Origin of the sequence: Streptomyces sp. NPDC012825, assembly GCF_042900925.1 — a bacterium.
In the GTDB taxonomy this organism is placed as follows: Bacteria; Actinomycetota; Actinomycetes; order Streptomycetales; family Streptomycetaceae; genus Streptomyces.
The window spans coordinates 1-16,663 of the sequence record NZ_JBIBBZ010000021.1; the positions used below are offsets into that span (position 1 = coordinate 1).

General features: G+C 71.0%; 13 protein-coding genes. 4 read left to right on the top strand and 9 right to left on the bottom strand.

The genetic code is table 11. The annotated features are described in order from the left end of the window. Window positions 1-286: 286 nt before the first annotated feature. From ACFY7E_RS28835 to thyX, 3 genes are all read right to left on the bottom strand, one after another. Window positions 287-1,972 (bottom strand): ribonuclease J, encoded by a 1,686-nt coding sequence (locus ACFY7E_RS28835; RefSeq protein ID WP_383447006.1) that lies wholly within the window; start codon window positions 1,970-1,972, stop codon window positions 287-289. 131 nt (window positions 1,973-2,103) lie between these two features. Beyond that, window positions 2,104-3,003: a 4-hydroxy-tetrahydrodipicolinate synthase gene (dapA, locus tag ACFY7E_RS28840; protein WP_389489924.1), complete on the bottom strand. Its 900-nt coding sequence runs from the start codon at window positions 3,001-3,003 to the stop codon at window positions 2,104-2,106. Between the two features lie 177 nt (window positions 3,004-3,180). Then, window positions 3,181-3,921: an FAD-dependent thymidylate synthase gene (gene thyX, locus ACFY7E_RS28845; protein WP_383447012.1), complete on the bottom strand. Its 741-nt coding sequence runs from the start codon at window positions 3,919-3,921 to the stop codon at window positions 3,181-3,183. A 199-nt stretch (window positions 3,922-4,120) separates the two neighbouring features. On the opposite strand from thyX, the gene ACFY7E_RS28850 reads away from it, so the two are divergent. Beyond that, complete coding sequence (locus ACFY7E_RS28850; protein ID WP_383447015.1) at window positions 4,121-4,360, top strand: hypothetical protein; 240 nt, start codon at window positions 4,121-4,123, stop codon at window positions 4,358-4,360. A gap of 54 nt (window positions 4,361-4,414) precedes the next feature. After that, entirely contained in the window at window positions 4,415-4,978 is a 564-nt protein-coding gene (locus tag ACFY7E_RS28855; RefSeq protein WP_389489927.1) for a hypothetical protein, read from the top strand. On the opposite strand, the gene ACFY7E_RS28860 is transcribed toward ACFY7E_RS28855, so the two are convergent. From ACFY7E_RS28860 to eccD, 6 genes are all read right to left on the bottom strand, one after another. Continuing rightward, window positions 4,968-5,420 (bottom strand): hypothetical protein, encoded by a 453-nt coding sequence (locus tag ACFY7E_RS28860; RefSeq protein ID WP_389489930.1) that lies wholly within the window; start codon window positions 5,418-5,420, stop codon window positions 4,968-4,970. The two genes, ACFY7E_RS28855 and ACFY7E_RS28860, sit on opposite strands and share 11 nt — an antisense overlap. A gap of 5 nt (window positions 5,421-5,425) precedes the next feature. Then, a complete protein-coding gene (gene dapB / locus ACFY7E_RS28865) occupies window positions 5,426-6,178 on the bottom strand; it encodes a 4-hydroxy-tetrahydrodipicolinate reductase (RefSeq protein ID WP_389489932.1) in 753 nt (250 codons plus the stop codon). Between the two features lie 26 nt (window positions 6,179-6,204). Then, on the bottom strand, window positions 6,205-7,584 hold the full coding sequence (locus ACFY7E_RS28870) for a M16 family metallopeptidase (protein ID WP_389489934.1): 1,380 nt from the start codon (window positions 7,582-7,584) through the stop codon (window positions 6,205-6,207). Beyond that, window positions 7,581-9,803 carry a polyribonucleotide nucleotidyltransferase gene (locus tag ACFY7E_RS28875; RefSeq protein ID WP_389489936.1) on the bottom strand — a complete coding sequence of 741 codons (2,223 nt, stop codon included), beginning with the start codon at window positions 9,801-9,803 and terminating at the stop codon, window positions 7,581-7,583. Before ACFY7E_RS28875 ends, ACFY7E_RS28870 begins: the two co-directional genes overlap by 4 nt. Before the next feature lie 316 nt (window positions 9,804-10,119). Then, window positions 10,120-10,410, bottom strand: a complete 291-nt coding sequence (gene rpsO, locus ACFY7E_RS28880; protein WP_030693282.1) for a 30S ribosomal protein S15 — start codon at window positions 10,408-10,410, stop codon at window positions 10,120-10,122. A 163-nt stretch (window positions 10,411-10,573) separates the two neighbouring features. Next, entirely contained in the window at window positions 10,574-12,073 is a 1,500-nt protein-coding gene (eccD, locus tag ACFY7E_RS28885; protein ID WP_383434602.1) for a type VII secretion integral membrane protein EccD, read from the bottom strand. Between the two features lie 270 nt (window positions 12,074-12,343). Here eccD and eccCa point away from each other — a divergent pair, with 270 nt between their 5' ends. Next, on the top strand, window positions 12,344-16,309 hold the full coding sequence (gene eccCa, locus ACFY7E_RS28890) for a type VII secretion protein EccCa (protein ID WP_389489940.1): 3,966 nt from the start codon (window positions 12,344-12,346) through the stop codon (window positions 16,307-16,309). 2 nt (window positions 16,310-16,311) lie between these two features. After that, window positions 16,312-16,629, top strand: a complete 318-nt coding sequence (locus ACFY7E_RS28895) for a hypothetical protein (protein WP_389489942.1) — start codon at window positions 16,312-16,314, stop codon at window positions 16,627-16,629. Window positions 16,630-16,663 lie beyond the last annotated feature (34 nt).

The window sequence follows — 16,663 nt, forward strand, 5'->3', positions numbered from 1 at the left end:
CCTCTCGGGCTTTCCTCCGGGCTTTTCCCTTCGGTCTTGCGTCTCCGACTCTATCAGATCTTTCCGATCCGATTTCCTCGGTGCTTTCCGGTCCCTTTTGTTTTCACTTCGGGGGCCTTTCGGCGTTTCCGACTTTATCAGAAGTTCTGAGTCGGATTTCCCGCCTCCCGTTCGGCCTTCCGGGCGCACGTCGGCGCCGGGGCTTCCCGTTCTGGCGGAGCCGTAAACGTACTGGAGCGGGGCGCCCCGATGCAAATCGAGGGGCCCCGCTCCGGTAACGCGCTGGTCAGACCTCCACGACGACCGGGAGGATCATCGGGCGCCGGCGGTAGGTGTCGGAGACCCACTTGCCGACGGAGCGGCGGATCAGCTGCTGGAGCTGGTGGGGCTCGACCACGCCGTCCTGGAAGGACTTGTTGAGCGCCTGGTCGATCTTCGGGAGCACCGCGTCGAAGGCGGAGTCCTCGATACCGGAGCCGCGGGCGTGGACGTGCGGGCCGCCCACGATCTTGCCCGTCGACGAGTCGACCACGACGAAGACCGAGATGATGCCCTCCTCGCCGAGGATCCGGCGGTCCTTGAGGGAGGTCTCGGTGACGTCGCCGACCGAGAGGCCGTCGACGTACACGTAACCCGCCTGGACCTTGCCGGTGATCCGGGCGCGGCCGTCGACCAGGTCGACGACGACGCCGTCCTCGGCGATGACGATGTGGTCCTTGGGGATGCCCGTCATCGCGCCGAGTTCGGCGTTGGCGCGCAGGTGGCGCCATTCGCCGTGGACCGGCATGAGGTTCTTCGGACGGCAGATGTTGTAGAAGTACAGCAGCTCGCCGGCCGAGGCGTGGCCCGAGACGTGGACCTTGGCGTTGCCCTTGTGGACGACGTTCGCGCCCCAGCGGGTCAGGCCGTTGATCACGCGGTAGACCGCGTTCTCGTTGCCCGGGATCAGGGAGGACGCCAGGATGACGGTGTCGCCGGGGACGATCCGGATCTGGTGGTCGCGGTTGGCCATGCGGGACAGGGCCGCCATCGGCTCGCCCTGGGAGCCCGTGCAGACGAGCACGACCTCGTCGTCCGGCAGGTCGTCGAGGGTCTTCACGTCCACGACGAGACCGGCCGGGACGCGGAGGTAGCCCAGGTCGCGGGCGATGCCCATGTTGCGGACCATCGAGCGGCCGACGAAGGCGACCCGTCGCCCGTACTCGTGGGCGGCGTCGAGGATCTGCTGGATGCGGTGCACGTGGCTGGCGAAGCTGGCCACGATGATGCGCTTCGGGGCGTTCGCGAAGACGTTGCGCAGGACGTTCGAGATGTCCCGCTCCGGCGGGACGAAGCCCGGGACCTCGGCGTTCGTCGAGTCGGACAGCAGGAGGTCGATGCCCTCCTCGCTGAGCCGCGCGAACGTGTGCAGGTCCGTGAGGCGGCCGTCCAGCGGGAGCTGGTCCATCTTGAAGTCGCCGGTGGCGACGACCATGCCCGCGGGAGTGCGGACCGCGACCGCGAGCGCGTCCGGGATGGAGTGGTTGACCGCGATGAACTCGCAGTCGAACGCGCCCAGGGTCTCCCGGTCGCCCTCCTTCACCTCGAGGGTGTAGGGGCGGATGCGGTGCTCCTGGAGCTTGGCCTCGATCAGGGCGAGGGTCAGCTTGGAGCCGATCAGCGGGATGTCCGGCTTGAGCCGGAGCAGGTAGGGGACGGCACCGATGTGGTCCTCGTGGCCGTGCGTGAGCACGATGCCCTCGATGTCGTCGAGGCGGTCCCGGATGATGGTGAAGTCCGGGAGGATCAGGTCGATGCCGGGCTGCTCCTCCTCGGGGAAGAGGACGCCGCAGTCGACGATGAGCAGGCGGCCGTCGAATTCGAAGACCGTCATGTTGCGGCCGATCTCGCCGAGGCCGCCGAGCGGGATGACGCGCAGGGCGCCCTTGGGCAGCTTCGGCGGGGCGCCGAGTTCGGGATGCGGATGACTCAAAAGACTCTCCTCACCACGCGCGCCACGTACCCCCTGGCACGTGGCGCGCATGACAATCGTGCACTTGCTGTCGTCTGTGTTCGTTTCCGGTGTTCAGTTGTCGAGACCTTGTTCAGTTGTGAAGTCCGTTGTCAGAGTTCTACCCCGCCGGCGGCCAGGTCGAGCCTGAGCTGTTCCGTTTCCTGCGGGGAGAGTTCCACGAGCGGCAGCCGGAGCGGGCCGGCGGGGAGGCCCTGGAGGGCGAGAGCCGCCTTGGTGGTCATGACGCCCTGGGTGCGGAACATGCCGGTGTAGACCGGGAGCAGCTTCTGGTGGATCTCGGTCGCCTTCTGCACCTCGCCGCCCAGGTGGGCTTCGAGGAGGGCGCGGAGTTCGGGGGTGACGACGTGGCCCACGACGGAGACGAAGCCGCAGGCGCCCACGGAGAGCAGCGGCAGGTTGAGCATGTCGTCGCCGGAGTACCAGGCGAGGCCGGAGCGGGCGATGGCCCAGCTCGCGCGGCCGAGGTCGCCCTTGGCGTCCTTGTTGGCGACGACGCGCGGGTGCTCGGCGAGGCGGACGATCGTCTCGGTGTCGATCGGGACGCCGCTGCGGCCGGGGATGTCGTAGAGCATCACCGGGAGCTCGGTGGCGTCGGCGATGGCCGAGAAGTGCCGGTACAGGCCCTCCTGCGAGGGCTTGTTGTAGTAGGGCGTCACGGCGAGGAGGCCGTGGGCGCCGTCGCGCTCGGCCGTGCGGGCGAGTTCGAGGGAGTGGCGGGTGTCGTTGGTGCCGACGCCGGCGACGACGTGGGCGCGGTCGCCGACCGCCTCCAGTACGGCTCGTACCAGCTCCGATTTCTCCGCGTCGCTGGTGGTGGGGGACTCGCCGGTGGTGCCGTTGACGACGAGGCCGTCGTTGCCCGCGTCCACCAAGTGGGTGGCGAGCCGCTGGGCGCCGTCGAGGTCGAGTGCGCCGTCCGCCGTGAGGGGCGTGACCATGGCGGTGAGGACCCGCCCGAAGGGGGTCTGCGGAGTGGAGATCGGAGCCATGGGTAACACGCTACTCGCTGCTCAGCGCCGGGTGTCCCCCTGGGGGACGGGAGAAGAGGAGCCCGGCGCTGTCTGCTCGGGGGTTCAGACAGCGCCGGGTCCGTTTGATCAGCCTAGATGAACTTCGTGAAACGTCGCAATACGGACACTTCGCGTCACGAGTCGGACATGTGTGCCCTACGGGGCCACGCGCCCGTTCTTGTTGAAGGCGGCATGGGTCAGCGGCATCAGCCGGGCCCAGTGCTCCTCCATCTTCTCGCCGACCATCTCGATCTCCCGCTGCGGGAAGGACGGGACCGCGGCCAGTTCGTGCTGGGTGCGCAGGCCCAGGAAGTGCATGAGCGAGCGCGCGTTGCAGGTGGCGTACATCGAGGAGAAGAGGCCGACCGGGAGGACCGAACGGGCGACCTCGCGGGCGACGCCGGCGGCCAGCATCTCCTGATACGTCTCGTACGCCTGCCGGTACGAGTCCTCCATCGTGCGGCTCACCAGGTCGTGCTGCTCCCGGGTGCCCTCGACGAAGACGTACTTGCCGGGGCGGCCCTCCTGGACGAGCTTGCGGGAGGTGTCGGGGACGTAGAAGACCGGCTGGAGCTCCCTGTAGCGGCCCGACTCCTCGTTGTACGACCAGCCCACACGGTGCCGCATGAACTCGCGGAACACGAAGATCGGGGCGCTGATGAAGAAGGTCATCGAGTTGTGCTCGAACGGGCTGCCGTGGCGGTCCCGCATCAAGAAGTTGATGAGGCCCTTCGAGCGCTCCGGGTCCTTCTGGAGCTCTTCGAGGGACTGCTCGCCCGCCGTGGAGACCCGGGCGGCCCACAGGACGTCGGAGTCGGCCGCCGCGCTCTTGACCAGGTCGACGGTGACGTCGCTCCGGAAGTCGATCTTCACGTTCTCGGTGGGGCTGTCGCTCACCAGCGGTCCTTCCAGTCGGGGTGCAGCCGCCCACTTTAACGAGGGGCCGACGAGGGGTCCTCCACAGGTCGGACCCCCCTCCTACCGGAGGACTGCATTCGGCCGGTTTGGTGAAATCCTTGGCGGAAAGGGGCACCAAACGACCGGTTTCGCCGTCTGTACCGGTGAAGCACGACGACACCCGAGGAGAGTGACCCTGATGTTCCGCCGGCGAGAGCCCGTACCGTTCGCGTTCGTCGCGGAGGCCGAAAGTTTTCGCAGTAACGTCACTCCACCGCCCCGTGAGCGCCCCAGCGCCTCGCAGCTCGTGGGGCGCACCCTGCTCGGGCTGACCGTCGTGGCCGGCCTCGTCGGGTCGCTGATCCTCGGGATGCCCTCGCTCCAGTCGGGCGACTCGGCCACTCGTCAGCAGCAGTCCGAGGCCTCCGACAACCGCTGAGGTAGCCTCACCGGGCATCGCCCCTTCGAGCGTGCTTGTGAGTGAGGATCTGTCGTGCCCCTGCCCTTTCTGACGGCCGACCGTGCTTTTGACGCGAACGACCAGGTCGCCCTGCCGTTCGACGACCACGACCAGTGGCGTCGTCCGTACCGGCCGGGGTCCTGGCGGGTCGGGGCGGCGGCGCTTTCGCTGCTGCTCGCCTCCTTCGTCCTGCTCGCCGCGGTGATCGTCGCCGCGGCGGGCTCCGTCGGCGGCGCGTCCGTCATCTTCGGCCTCGCCGGAGCCGTCATCGTGGCCACCCTGCGGATGCTGCGGATGGGCACCTGGGTGAGCCGGGCCGGTGTGCGGCGCGTGGGCTTCCTCTCGACCGTCACCGTGCCGTGGGCCAAGGTGACGTCCGTACGGACCGTCCAGCAGCCGGTGCGCTGGCTGGGGCTCCCCCGTACCGTCCAGGGCCAGGCCCTGGTGCTCGGCCGGCAGGGCGGTGAGCAGCTGCTGCTGCTCACCGACCACAACGCCGACTTCCTCTCCCGGGTCGAGGCCTTCGACCGGGCGTCCGACACGGTCGAGGCCTGGAACGCCGAGTACGGCACGGCCCCGGCCGCCGCTACGCGCTGACCGGGCGCCCCTCGTGGAGCGCGATGGCCCGCTGCATCGCCTTGCGGGCCCGGGGGGTGTCGCGGGCGTCGTGATAGGCGACCGCGAGCCGGAACCAGCAGCGCCAGTCCTCGGGCGAGTCCTCCGCCTCGGCCTTGCGCCGGGCGAAGACCTCGTCGGCCGAGTCCCGGTCGATCCGGCCGCCCGCCGTGCGCCTCAGCTCGTCGACGGGCAGGCCGCCCTCCGCCTCCAGCTCGGCGGCGAGGCGGTTCGCCCGGCGCGCGAAGCGGGTGTTCTTCCAGAGGAACCAGCCGCCGACCAGCGGCAGCAGGAACGCCACCGCGCCCATGCCCATGGCGGCCGGTTCGCCCGTGAGGAGCAGCAGGACGCCCTCCATCGCCACCACGCCGAAGACGAGCACGAGCACGGTGGAGAGGAAGACGTACGTGATCTTTCCGCCCACGGCCGTCAGCCCAGGTCCAGGAAGTGCTCCAGGCCGAAGGTGAGGCCGGGGATGCCGGTCACGCGACGGGCGCCGAGCAGGATGCCCGGCATGAAGCTGGAGTGGTGCAGGGAGTCGTGCCGGACGGTGAGGGTCTCGCCCTCGCCGCCGAGCAGCACCTCCTGGTGGGCCAGGAGCCCGCGCAGGCGCACGGCGTGCACCGGGACGCCGTCGACGTCGGCGCCGCGGGCGCCGTCCAGGGCCGTGGCCGTGGCGTCGGGCTGCGGGGCGCAGCCTGCCTTCGACCGGGCCTCGGCGATGAGCTGGGCGGTGCGGGTGGCGGTGCCCGAGGGGGCGTCCACCTTGTTCGGGTGGTGCAGCTCGACGACCTCGACCGACTCGAAGTACGGGGCCGCGATCTGGGCGAACTTCATGGTGAGGACCGCGCCGATGGAGAAGTTCGGCGCGATGAGGACGCCGGTCCCCGGCGAGGCGTCGAGCCACGCCCGCAGGCGCGCGAGGCGCTCCTCGGTCCAGCCGGTGGTGCCGACGACCGCGTGGATGCCGTGGCTCAGGCAGAACTCGAGGTTCTCCATCACCGAGTCGGGCGTGGTCAGTTCGACCACGACCTGGGCCTGCGCCTCGACGAGCTTCGCCAGCTCGTCGCCGCGGCCGAGGGCCGCGACCAGTTCCATGTCCTCGGCGGCCTCGACGGCCCGGACCGCCTCGGAGCCGATGCGGCCCCGGGCTCCGAGGACCGCCACGCGCAGCTTGCTCATTGCTCTTCCTTAGGGGGACTCGTGGGTCAGGAGACCGCTCGCCGGAGGCGGTCGGCCTGCTTGTCCTTCAGCGGGCCGATCACCGCGAGCGAGGGTCGCTGCTCCAGTACATCGCGGGCGACCTCCCGGACCTCGTCCGGGGTGACGTCCGCGATCCGGGTCAGCATGTCGTCGACCGACATCTGGCTGCCCCAGCACAGCTCGCTCTTGCCGATGCGGTTCATCAGCGCGCCGGTGTCCTCCAGTCCGAGCACGGTCGAGCCGGAGAGCTGGCCGACGGCACGGCGGATCTCCTCGTCCGTGAGGCCGTCGGAGGCGACCTTGGCGAGCTCGTCCCGGCAGATCCTCAGGACGTCGTGGACCTGGCCGGGCCGGCAGCCCGCGTACACCCCGAAGAGGCCGCAGTCGGCGAAGCCCGAGGTGTACGAGTACACGCTGTAGGCCAGGCCGCGCTTCTCGCGGACCTCCTGGAAGAGACGGGAGGACATGCCGCCGCCGAGGGCGGTGTTCAGCACGCCGAGGGCCCAGCGACGCTCGTCGGTGCGGGCCAGGCCCGGCATGCCGAGGACCACGTGGGCCTGCTCGGTCTTCCGGTTCAGGAGCTCGACGCGACCCGCCGCGCGCAGGGCGCGGCGGCCGTCGCGGGGGGCGACGGGGACGGCGTCGGCGCGCCCGAGGGCGCCGGCCTTCTCGAAGGCGCGGCGGACCTGCCGTACCACCGTGGCGTGGTCGACGTTGCCGGCGGCGGCGACGACCAGGTGGGTCGGGTCGTAGTGCTTCTTGTAGAAGCGGGCGATCTGGCTCCGGGTGAGCGCGTTGATGGTGTCGACGGTGCCGAGGACCGGGCGGCCCAGGGGGGTGTCGCCGAACATCGTCTGCGCGAACAGCTCGTGCACGACGTCGCCGGGGTCGTCCTCGGTCATCGCGATCTCCTCGAGGACGACGCCGCGCTCGGCGTCCACGTCCTCGTCGAGGATGAGCGAGCCGGTGAGCATGTCGCAGACGACGTCGATCGCGAGCGGCAGGTCGGTGTCGAGGACCCGGGCGTAGTAGCAGGTGTACTCCTTCGCCGTGAAGGCGTTCATCTCGCCGCCGACCGCGTCGATCGCGGCGGAGATGTCGAGGGCGGACCGCTTGCGGGTGCCCTTGAAGAGGAGGTGCTCCAGGTAGTGGGTCGCGCCGTTGAGCGTGGGCGTCTCGTCGCGGGAGCCGACGTGCGCCCAGATGCCGAAGGTGGCGGAGCGCACGGAGGGGAGGGTCTCGGTGACGATGCGGAGGCCGCCGGGGAGGGTCGTGCGGCGGACCGTGCCGACACCGTCCTTGCCCGGGAGAAGCGTTTGGGTACGGGCGACGGCCCGCCCCTCCGAAGAGGGGCGGGCCGTCGCGCGGGAACTACGGGACGTCACTTGGCGGTGTCGTCCTTGTCGCCCTCGGCGGCGCCGTCCTCGTCCGCGATCACGGGGACCAGGGAGAGCTTGCCGCGCTGGTCGATCTCGGCGATCTCGACCTGGACCTTGGAGCCGATCGCGAGCACGTCCTCGACGTTCTCCACGCGCTTGCCACCGGCGAGCTTGCGGATCTGCGAGATGTGCAGCAGGCCGTCCTTGCCCGGCATGAGGGAGACGAAGGCACCGAAGGTGGTGGTCTTGACGACCGTACCCAGGTAGCGCTCGCCGACCTCCGGCATGGTCGGGTTGGCGATGCCGTTGATCGTGGCGCGGGCGGCCTCGGCCTGCGAGCCCTGCTGGGCACCGATGTAGATGGTGCCGTCGTCCTCGATCGTGATCTCGGCGCCGGTGTCCTCCTGGATCTGGTTGATCATCTTGCCCTTGGGGCCGATGACCTCGCCGATCTTGTCCACGGGGATCTTGACGGTGATGATGCGCGGCGCGTTCGGGGACATCTCGTCCGGAACGTCGATCGCCTCGTTCATCACGTCGAGGATGTGCAGACGCGCGTCGCGGGCCTGCTTCAGCGCGGCGGCCAGGACCGAGGCGGGGATGCCGTCGAGCTTGGTGTCGAGCTGGAGCGCGGTCACGAACTGCTTGGTGCCGGCGACCTTGAAGTCCATGTCGCCGAAGGCGTCCTCCGCACCGAGGATGTCGGTGAGGGCGACGTAGTGCGTCCGGCCGTCGATCTCCTCGGAGATCAGGCCCATGGCGATGCCGGCGACGGCGGCCTTGAGCGGCACACCGGCGTTCAGCAGCGACATGGTGGAGGCGCAGACCGAGCCCATCGACGTCGAGCCGTTGGAGCCGAGGGCCTCGGACACCTGGCGGATCGCGTAGGGGAACTCCTCGCGGGTCGGGAGGACCGGCACGATGGCGCGCTCGGCGAGGGCGCCGTGGCCGATCTCGCGGCGCTTGGGCGAGCCCACGCGGCCGGTCTCGCCGACGGAGTACGGCGGGAAGTTGTAGTTGTGCATGTAGCGCTTGCGGGTCACCGGGGAGAGGGTGTCCAGCTGCTGCTCCATGCGGAGCATGTTGAGGGTGGTGACGCCCAGGATCTGGGTCTCGCCACGCTCGAAGAGGGCGGAGCCGTGCACGCGCGGGATGGCCTCGACCTCGGCCGCGAGCGTACGGATGTCCGTCAGGCCACGGCCGTCGATGCGGACCTTGTCCTTGATGACGCGCTCGCGGACCAGCTTCTTGGTCAGCGCGCGGTACGCGCCGCCGATCTCCTTCTCGCGGCCCTCGAAGGCCGGGAGGAGCTTCTCGGCGGCGAGCTCCTTGATGCGGTCGAGCTCGGCCTCGCGCTCCTGCTTGCCGGCGATGGTGAGCGCCTTGGTGAGCTCGCCCCTGACGGCGGCGGTGAGCGCCTCCAGGACGTCGTCCTGGTAGTCCAGGAAGACCGGGAACTCGCCGGTGGGCTTGGCGGCCTTGGCGGCGAGGTCCGACTGGGCCCGGCAGAGGACCTTGATGAAGGGCTTCGCGGCCTCGAGACCGGCGGCGACGACCTCCTCGGTCGGCGCCTCGGCGCCGCCCTTGACGAGCTCGATCGTCCGCTCGGTGGCCTCGGCCTCGACCATCATGATCGCGACGTCGCCGTCCTCCAGGACGCGGCCGGCGACCACCATGTCGAAGACGGCGTCCTCGAGCTCGGTGTGCGTCGGGAAGGCGACCCACTGGCCCTTGATCAGGGCGACGCGGGTGGCGCCGATGGGGCCGGAGAAGGGCAGGCCCGCCAGGATCGTCGACGCGGAGGCGGCGTTGATCGCGACCACGTCGTACAGGTGGTCGGGGTTGAGCGCCATGATCGTCTCGACGATCTGGATCTCGTTGCGCAGGCCCTTCTTGAAGGAGGGGCGCAGCGGGCGGTCGATCAGGCGGCAGGTGAGGATCGCGTCCTCGGAGGGACGGCCCTCCCGGCGGAAGAAGGAGCCGGGGATCTTGCCGGCCGCGTACTGCCGCTCCTCGACGTCCACCGTGAGGGGGAAGAAGTCGAGCTGGTCCTTGGGGCGCTTCGAGGCGGTGGTCGCCGAGAGGACCATCGTGTCGTCGTCCAGGTAGGCGACGGCGGAGCCGGCGGCCTGCTTGGCGAGACGGCCGGTCTCGAAGCGGATGGTGCGGGTGCCGAAGGTTCCGTTGTCGATGACGGCCTCGGCGTAGTGGGTCTCGTTCTCCACTATGGGGTTCTCCTACGTGTTCGTCTTTGCGTCCGGGGCCCGTGTGGCCGGGGACGGTGTGCGACGGCGGCGGAGAGGCTCGGAGGGCGGGCCGGTCTTCGATCGAAGCACCCGGGGATTCGGTTCCGGGGGCCACTACCGAGGACCGGCGGCTGGCCGGCGGCTTCTCGCTCGTCGTTATGGGGTTGTGGCTACCAGACTAAATGTCCGTGCGCACTTCGCGCACGTACAGCGGCACGTACGGCGTCGCGCGCGGCCGTACGTACGGCGAAGGGAGCGGCCCCCGACAGTGGGAACCGCTCCCTTTCACGGCGTCTTACTTGGCGCCGCCGGCCGCACCGCGGCGGATGCCGAGGCGGTCGACCAGCGCGCGGAAGCGCTGGATGTCCTTCTTGGCCAGGTACTGCAGCAGGCGGCGGCGCTGGCCGACCAGGATCAGCAGACCACGGCGGGAGTGGTGGTCGTGCTTGTGCTGCTTGAGGTGCTCGGTCAGGTCCGAGATGCGACGGGACAGCATCGCGACCTGGACCTCGGGGGAGCCGGTGTCGCCCTCCTTGGTGCCGAACTCGGCCATGATCTGCTTCTTGACGGCGGCGTCGAGAGCCACGCGGATCTCCTCTTGGTTCGTGCGCCCGCGAGTGCCCCTGGTCCAGTTCTCAGGGGAAGCTTCCGTGACTCGGCGGGCGAAGGTCCGATGGGCGCAGCTTCCAGAGGCTTCGGGAGCTTCCGGGAGCGCGTACACAAACGGCCGTCACACAGCGTACCAGGGCTCAGGACGTCAGTGCCCGGACGGAGTGGTAGACGTCGAAGACCGCGAGGCAGAGGGGGAGCAGCGTGAGCAGGACGAAGGTCTCGGCGATCTCCAGGAAGCGGCCCCAGAAGGGGGTGACGCCCTTGCGCGGGACGATCAGGCCGATGGCGGTGATCAGCGCGGCGACGCCCGCGACGGCGGCGGAGAGCCAGATCGTACGGATGTCCAGACCGGTGCCGTCGCCCTTGAGGGCCTCCTGGATCAGCTCCGTGGGCGGGTTGAGGCAGAGGCCGAGGCCGAGCAGCACCAGCGCGCCGAGGCCGGCCGCGAGGGCGCAGCCGACCTGCGCGGTGTAGCGGAAGAGGTGGGCGCGCATCAGCATGGCGACGCCGGTGGCGAGGGCCAGGAGCTGTCCCCAGACGTTCTCGGAGAAGCCGAGGACGGCCGAGGCGCCGACGGCGACGAGGGCGCAGCCGCCGACGAGGCCGACCAGGAGTTCGTGGCCGCGGCGGGCCTGGGCGGCGATGCGGGCGGCGTCCACCGGGCCCTGGGGCTCGGCCTCGGAGCCGTAGCCGCCGACGGCGGTCCTCGGCGGGTCGAAGCCGATGGGGAGCCGGGCGAACCGGGTGGAGAGCCCGGGCAGGAAGGCGAGGGCGCCGACGGCGAGCGGGGCGCAGACGGCGGCGGTCTCGGACGGCTCCAGGGTCGTCAGGACGGCCGTGAAGCCGACGAGGAGGCCGACGGCGGAGGCGAGGACGAACGCGACGAACGGGCCGTCGCCGCCCGGGGAGACGATCGTGAGGACCACGGCGAAGACGAGGACGGCGGCGCAGGCGAGGAGGAACTGGAGCTTGCCGATGCCCTGGCCCGCCGCCAGCGGCAGCAGTCCGGAGCCGGCGACGGCGGCGTTCGCCAGGGCGCCGGTGCCGAGGGCCACGGCGGAGCCCCTGTCGTCGTACACCCGGGCGCGGACGGCGGCGAGCGCCAGGAGCAGGACGCCGGTGACGGCGGCGAGGACGCCCGGCAGGCCGTGCATGTCGTGCCGGGGGTCGGCCGTCCACAGGACGAACGCGAGCAGGACGAGGAGGACCGAGCCGCCGAGGAGTCCGGCGCCGCGCATCAGCGCGTCGGACCACAGCGTGCGGTCGCGCGCCACGGCGGAGGCCACGGCGTCCGAGACGTCGTCGAAGACCGCGGGCGGCAGGGACTCGGCGAAGGGGCGCAGCGAGAGCAGTTCGCCGTCGAGGATGCGCTGGGCCGCGAGCGAACGGCCGCCGTCGAGGACGGTTCCGTCGCGGCGCACCAGGTGGTAGCCGACCGGGGCGCCCGGCGCGGGGGTCTGGCCGGAGAGGCGGAGGACCTCCGGACAGAGGTCCGCGACCGCGACGTCCTCGGGCAGGGCGACGTCGACGCGTCCGTCGGGCGCGACGACCGTGACCCGGCAGAAGCCGGTGCCGCCGTGGAACACGGGCGCGGGGGCCGACTGACCCGGTCCGGCGGCCGTGGCTGGGGCCGTCATACTCACCTGCTGCTTCCCCTCGTGGTGATACTGGCCGGCAGGCCTGGCGCCGCACTCCGGGCGCCGTGGGGGCCGGGTGCGGTGCGCTCCGGACGATGCGCTCCGAATGACCCTATTTTTGCGATAGCTCATGGGTGCGCAAACGTTTCGCGTCACCCTACCGCCCACCCGTGACCGCGCACCAAAGTAAGATCCCACCCCGCGGATGGATCTCGTCGCCACGGGGGCGCCCAGAGGAACTTTCCGTCCGGCAACGGAAATTGGTGAGCTGTGAGTCAGATCGTCGTCAAGCGCCCACCACGGGCCCTGCCGTCCGAAGTGCCGAACGAGCAGGTGCAGTTGCAATCTCCTCCGGAGCTGCCCAGGGGGCAGCAGGAGGGCGCTCTGATGCAGCTCCTGCCAATGCTGGGCATGGGCGGTTCGGTGGTCTTCTTCTTCATGACGCCGAACCCGATCATGCGGATCATGGGCATGATCATGATCGCCTCGACGGTCGCCATGGCCATCGCGATGCTGGTCCGCTACCGGCGGGGGACGCAGGGGCAGCTGGCCGATCTGCGGCGCGACTACCTGAAGTACCTGACCCAGACGCGCCGGGCCGTCCTGAGGACCGCCCGTCTCCAGCGCGACGCGCAGTTCTACCTCCACCCGGCGCCCGAGCAGCTGTGGGCGCTGGTCGCCGAGGGCAGCCGGGTCTGGGAACGCCGCATCGGCGACGACGACTTCGCGCAGGTCCGCGTCGGCCTCGGCAGCCAGCAGCTCGCGACTCCGCTCGTCGCCCCCGAGACCGCCCCCGTGGACGAGCTGGAGCCGCTGACCGCCGGTGCCATGCGGCAGTTCCTCACCGCGCACGGCACCCTGGACGGCCTGCCCATGGCCGTGTCGCTCCGCGCCTTCTACCACCTCACCGTGAGTGGGGACGGCGACTCCGCGCGTTCCACCGCGCGGGCCATGGTCGGCTCGCTCGCGGCGCTGCACTCCCCCGAGGACCTGGTGGTCGCCGTCGCCGCGGACGCCGGGGCGGCGCCCGCCTGGGAGTGGGCCAAGTGGCTGCCGCACGTGCAGGCTTCGGGCCCCGGTGACGGCGCGGGCAGCCGGCGCCTGATCACCACGGACGCGCGCGAGCTGCAGGACATGCTCGACGCCCGGCTCGAAGGGCGCCCCCGTTTCCAGGGCGCCGCCCATCCGCTGCTCGACCACCCGCACCTCGTCGTCGTGCTCGACGGCCGGTCGGTCCCGCAGACCTCGGCGCTCGCCTCCCCCGAGGGCATCCAGGGCGTGACGATCATCGAGGTCGTGCAGGGCCGGAACAACGGGCCCCGCGGCGACCTGTCCGTGATCGTGGAGGGCGACTCGCTGCGTCTGGAGTCTGGCCACGGGCACGTGTACGACGGGACGCCCGACCGGCTGGACCCGGACGTCGCCGAGGCGCTCGCCCGCCAGCTCGCCCCGCTGCGGGTCGCGACCGGTTCGGACGACGACGAACCGCTGCTCGCCAACCTGGACTTCACCGACCTGCTGAACCTCGGCGACGCGGCGTCGGTGGACGTGGCGCGCACCTGGCGTCCGCGTTCCCGCTCGGAGCGGCTGCGGGTGCCGATCGGCGTCGGCGAGGACGGCGTCCCGGTGATGCTCGACCTCAAGGAGGCGGCCCAGGAGGGCATGGGCCCGCACGGCCTGTGCGTGGGCGCGACCGGTTCCGGCAAGTCGGAGCTGCTGCGCACGCTCGTCCTCGGTCTGGCGGTGACGCACTCCTCGGAGACGCTGAACTTCGTCCTCGCGGACTTCAAGGGCGGCGCCACCTTCGCCGGCATGTCGCAGATGCCGCACGTCGCCGCGGTGATCACCAACCTGGCGGACGACCTCACGCTGGTGGACCGCATGGGCGACTCCATCCGGGGCGAGCTGAACCGGCGCCAGGAGATGCTGCGCGACGCGGGCAACTACGCCAACATCCACGACTACGAGAAGGCCCGCGCGGCGGGCGCGCCGCTCCAGCCGATCCCGTCGCTCGTCCTCGTCATCGACGAGTTCAGCGAGCTGCTCACGGCCATGCCGGACTTCATCGAGATGTTCGTGCAGATCGGCCGCATCGGGCGTTCGCTCGGCGTGCACCTGCTGCTGGCCTCGCAGCGCCTGGAGGAGGGCCGGCTGCGCGGCCTGGAGACGTACCTCTCGTACCGGATCGGCCTGCGGACGTTCTCCGCCGCCGAGTCCCGCGCGGCCATCGGCGTGCCCGACGCCTACACGCTGCCGAACGTCCCCGGTTCCGGGTACCTCAAGTACGGCACCGACGAGATGGTCCGCTTCAAGGCGGCGTACGTCTCCGGGGTGTACCGGACGAACCAGCACGCCGCCGTGCCGGGCGGGCCGCTGCCCGTGGACCGCCGGCCGGCCCTGTTCACCGCGGCGCACGTCCCGGTCCACCACGTGGAACCGGCCGCCCGGGGGCGGGTCCCCGAGGCCCGGACCCCCGAGGACGACGCCCTGGCCGACTCGGTGCTCGACGTGATCGTGCGCCGCCTCGAAGGGCGCGGCGTCGAGGCGCACCAGGTGTGGCTGCCGCCGCTCGACAACCCGCCGCCGCTCGACGCGGTCCTGCCCGGTCTCGCGGGTGTGGAGGGCCGCGGCCTGACGCAGCCGGGGTACGAGGGGGCCGGCAGGCTCGTCGTACCGCTGGGCGTCGTGGACAAGCCGTACGAGCAGCGCCGCGACACGCTCTACCGGGACTTCTCCGGCGCCGCGGGCCACATGCAGATCATCGGCGGCCCGCAGTCCGGCAAGTCGACGCTGCTGCGGACGATCGTCTCGGCGTTCGCGCTGACCCACACCCCGCACGAGGTGCAGTTCTACGGCCTCGACTTTGGTGGCGGCGGTCTGTCCTCGGTGGCGGGCCTTCCGCACGTCGGCGGGGTGGCGTCCCGGCTCGACCCGGAGCGGGTGCGCCGCACGGTGGCCGAGGTCTACGGCGTCATGTCCCGCCGCGAGGAGTACTTCCGCAGTGCGGGGATCGACTCGATCGGGACGTACCGCAGGCTCCGGGCCCGCGGCGACGTCTCGGTGAAGGACCAGCCGTGGGGCGACGTCTTCCTCGTGATCGACGGCTGGGGCAACTTCCGCACCGAGTACGAGGGGTTGGAGGCCGCCGTCGTCGACATCGCCGCGCGCGGGCTCGGCTACGGCATCCACGTGATCCTGACGGCCTCGCGCTCGATGGAGGTCCGCGCCAACCTCAAGGACCACCTGATGAACAGGCTGGAACTGCGGCTCGGCGACACGATGGACTCCGAACTGGACCGCAAGGTCGCCGTCAACGTGCCGACGGGCGTGCCCGGCCGCGGTCTGACGCCGGAGAAGCTGCACTTCATGGCGGCCGTGCCGCGCATCGACGGCATCAGCTCCGACAGCGACCTGTCGGAGGCGACGGCCGCGATGACGCAGGAGGTCACGCGCCACTGGACGGCGCCCGGCGCGCCGGAGGTGCGGCTGCTCCCGCGCGAACTGCCCGTGCACGAGCTGCCCGCCGGTCACGCGGAGCCGGGGCGCGGCGTCGCGTTCGCCATCGACGAGAACGGTCTGGAGCCGGTCTTCGTGGACTTCGACCGCGACCCGTTCTTCCTGGTCTTCGGCGAGAGCGAGTCGGGCAAGTCGAACCTGCTGCGGCTGCTGATCAAGCAGATCTCGGAGCGGTACGACGGGAGCGCGGCGAAGTTCTTCGTGATCGACAACCGGCGGGCGCTGCTCGACGTCGCCCCGGCGAGCCACCTCGCGGAGTACGTGCCCATGTCGAACAACATGGAGCACCACGTGGACGCGCTGGCCGACCTGATGCGGCGCCGCTCCCCGTCGGCGGACGTCACGGCGCAGCAGCTGCGGGAGCGCAGCTGGTGGCAGGGCCCGTCCCTCTTCGTGGTCGTGGACGACTACGACCTGGTGTCCACGTCCAGCGGCAACCCGCTGGCGAAGCTGACGGAGCTGCTGCCGTTCGCACGGGACGTGGGCGTCCGCTTCATCATCGCCCGCAGCGCGGCCGGTGCGAGCCGGTCGGCGTACGAGTCCTTCATGCAGCGGATGATGGAGCTCGGCGCCCAGGGCGTCCTGCTCTCCGGCGACCCGCAGGAGGGCGACGTGCTCGGCGGCGTCCGCATGCGGCCGATGCCGGCGGGCCGGGGCGTCTACGTGTCGCGGCAGCGGGGGAACCCGCTGGTGCAGACCGGTCTCGTGCCGGAGGTGTGACGGTGCGGACGACGGCTTTCCTCTTCGGGGGCGCGGCCCTGCTGTTCCTGCTGCTCGCGTGTGTGGGCCTGCAGAGGTTCGACGTGTACCTCCGGCGCTCCGCCGATCCGGAGGTCCGGGCCTCCCGGCTCCGGACGCACCGCTTCGCGCGGTGGACGTTCGCGGTGCTGGCGGCGGTGTCCGCGTGGCAGTGCGCGGACTCCTTCCGACTGGCGGCGACGTGGGAGACGGACGGGCGCGGGGCGGTCGTGCGGTACGTGGGCGGGGCGGACGGAGCGGACGCGGCGGCACGACCGGCCGGTGACGGGGGCCCACCGTAGGACGGGCCCACAACGACAGACCATTCACGAGCAC

Excerpts from the sequence above, each read along its gene's own strand:
- dapA (WP_389489924.1), bottom strand. The coding sequence starts at position 3,003 with ATGGCTCCGATCTCCACTCCGCAGACCCCCTTCGGGCGGGTCCTCACC.
- ACFY7E_RS28850 (WP_383447015.1), top strand. The coding sequence starts at position 4,121 with ATGTTCCGCCGGCGAGAGCCCGTACCGTTCGCGTTCGTCGCGGAGGCC.
- dapB (WP_389489932.1), bottom strand. The coding sequence starts at position 6,178 with ATGAGCAAGCTGCGCGTGGCGGTCCTCGGAGCCCGGGGCCGCATCGGC.
- eccD (WP_383434602.1), bottom strand. The coding sequence starts at position 12,073 with ATGACGGCCCCAGCCACGGCCGCCGGACCGGGTCAGTCGGCCCCCGCG.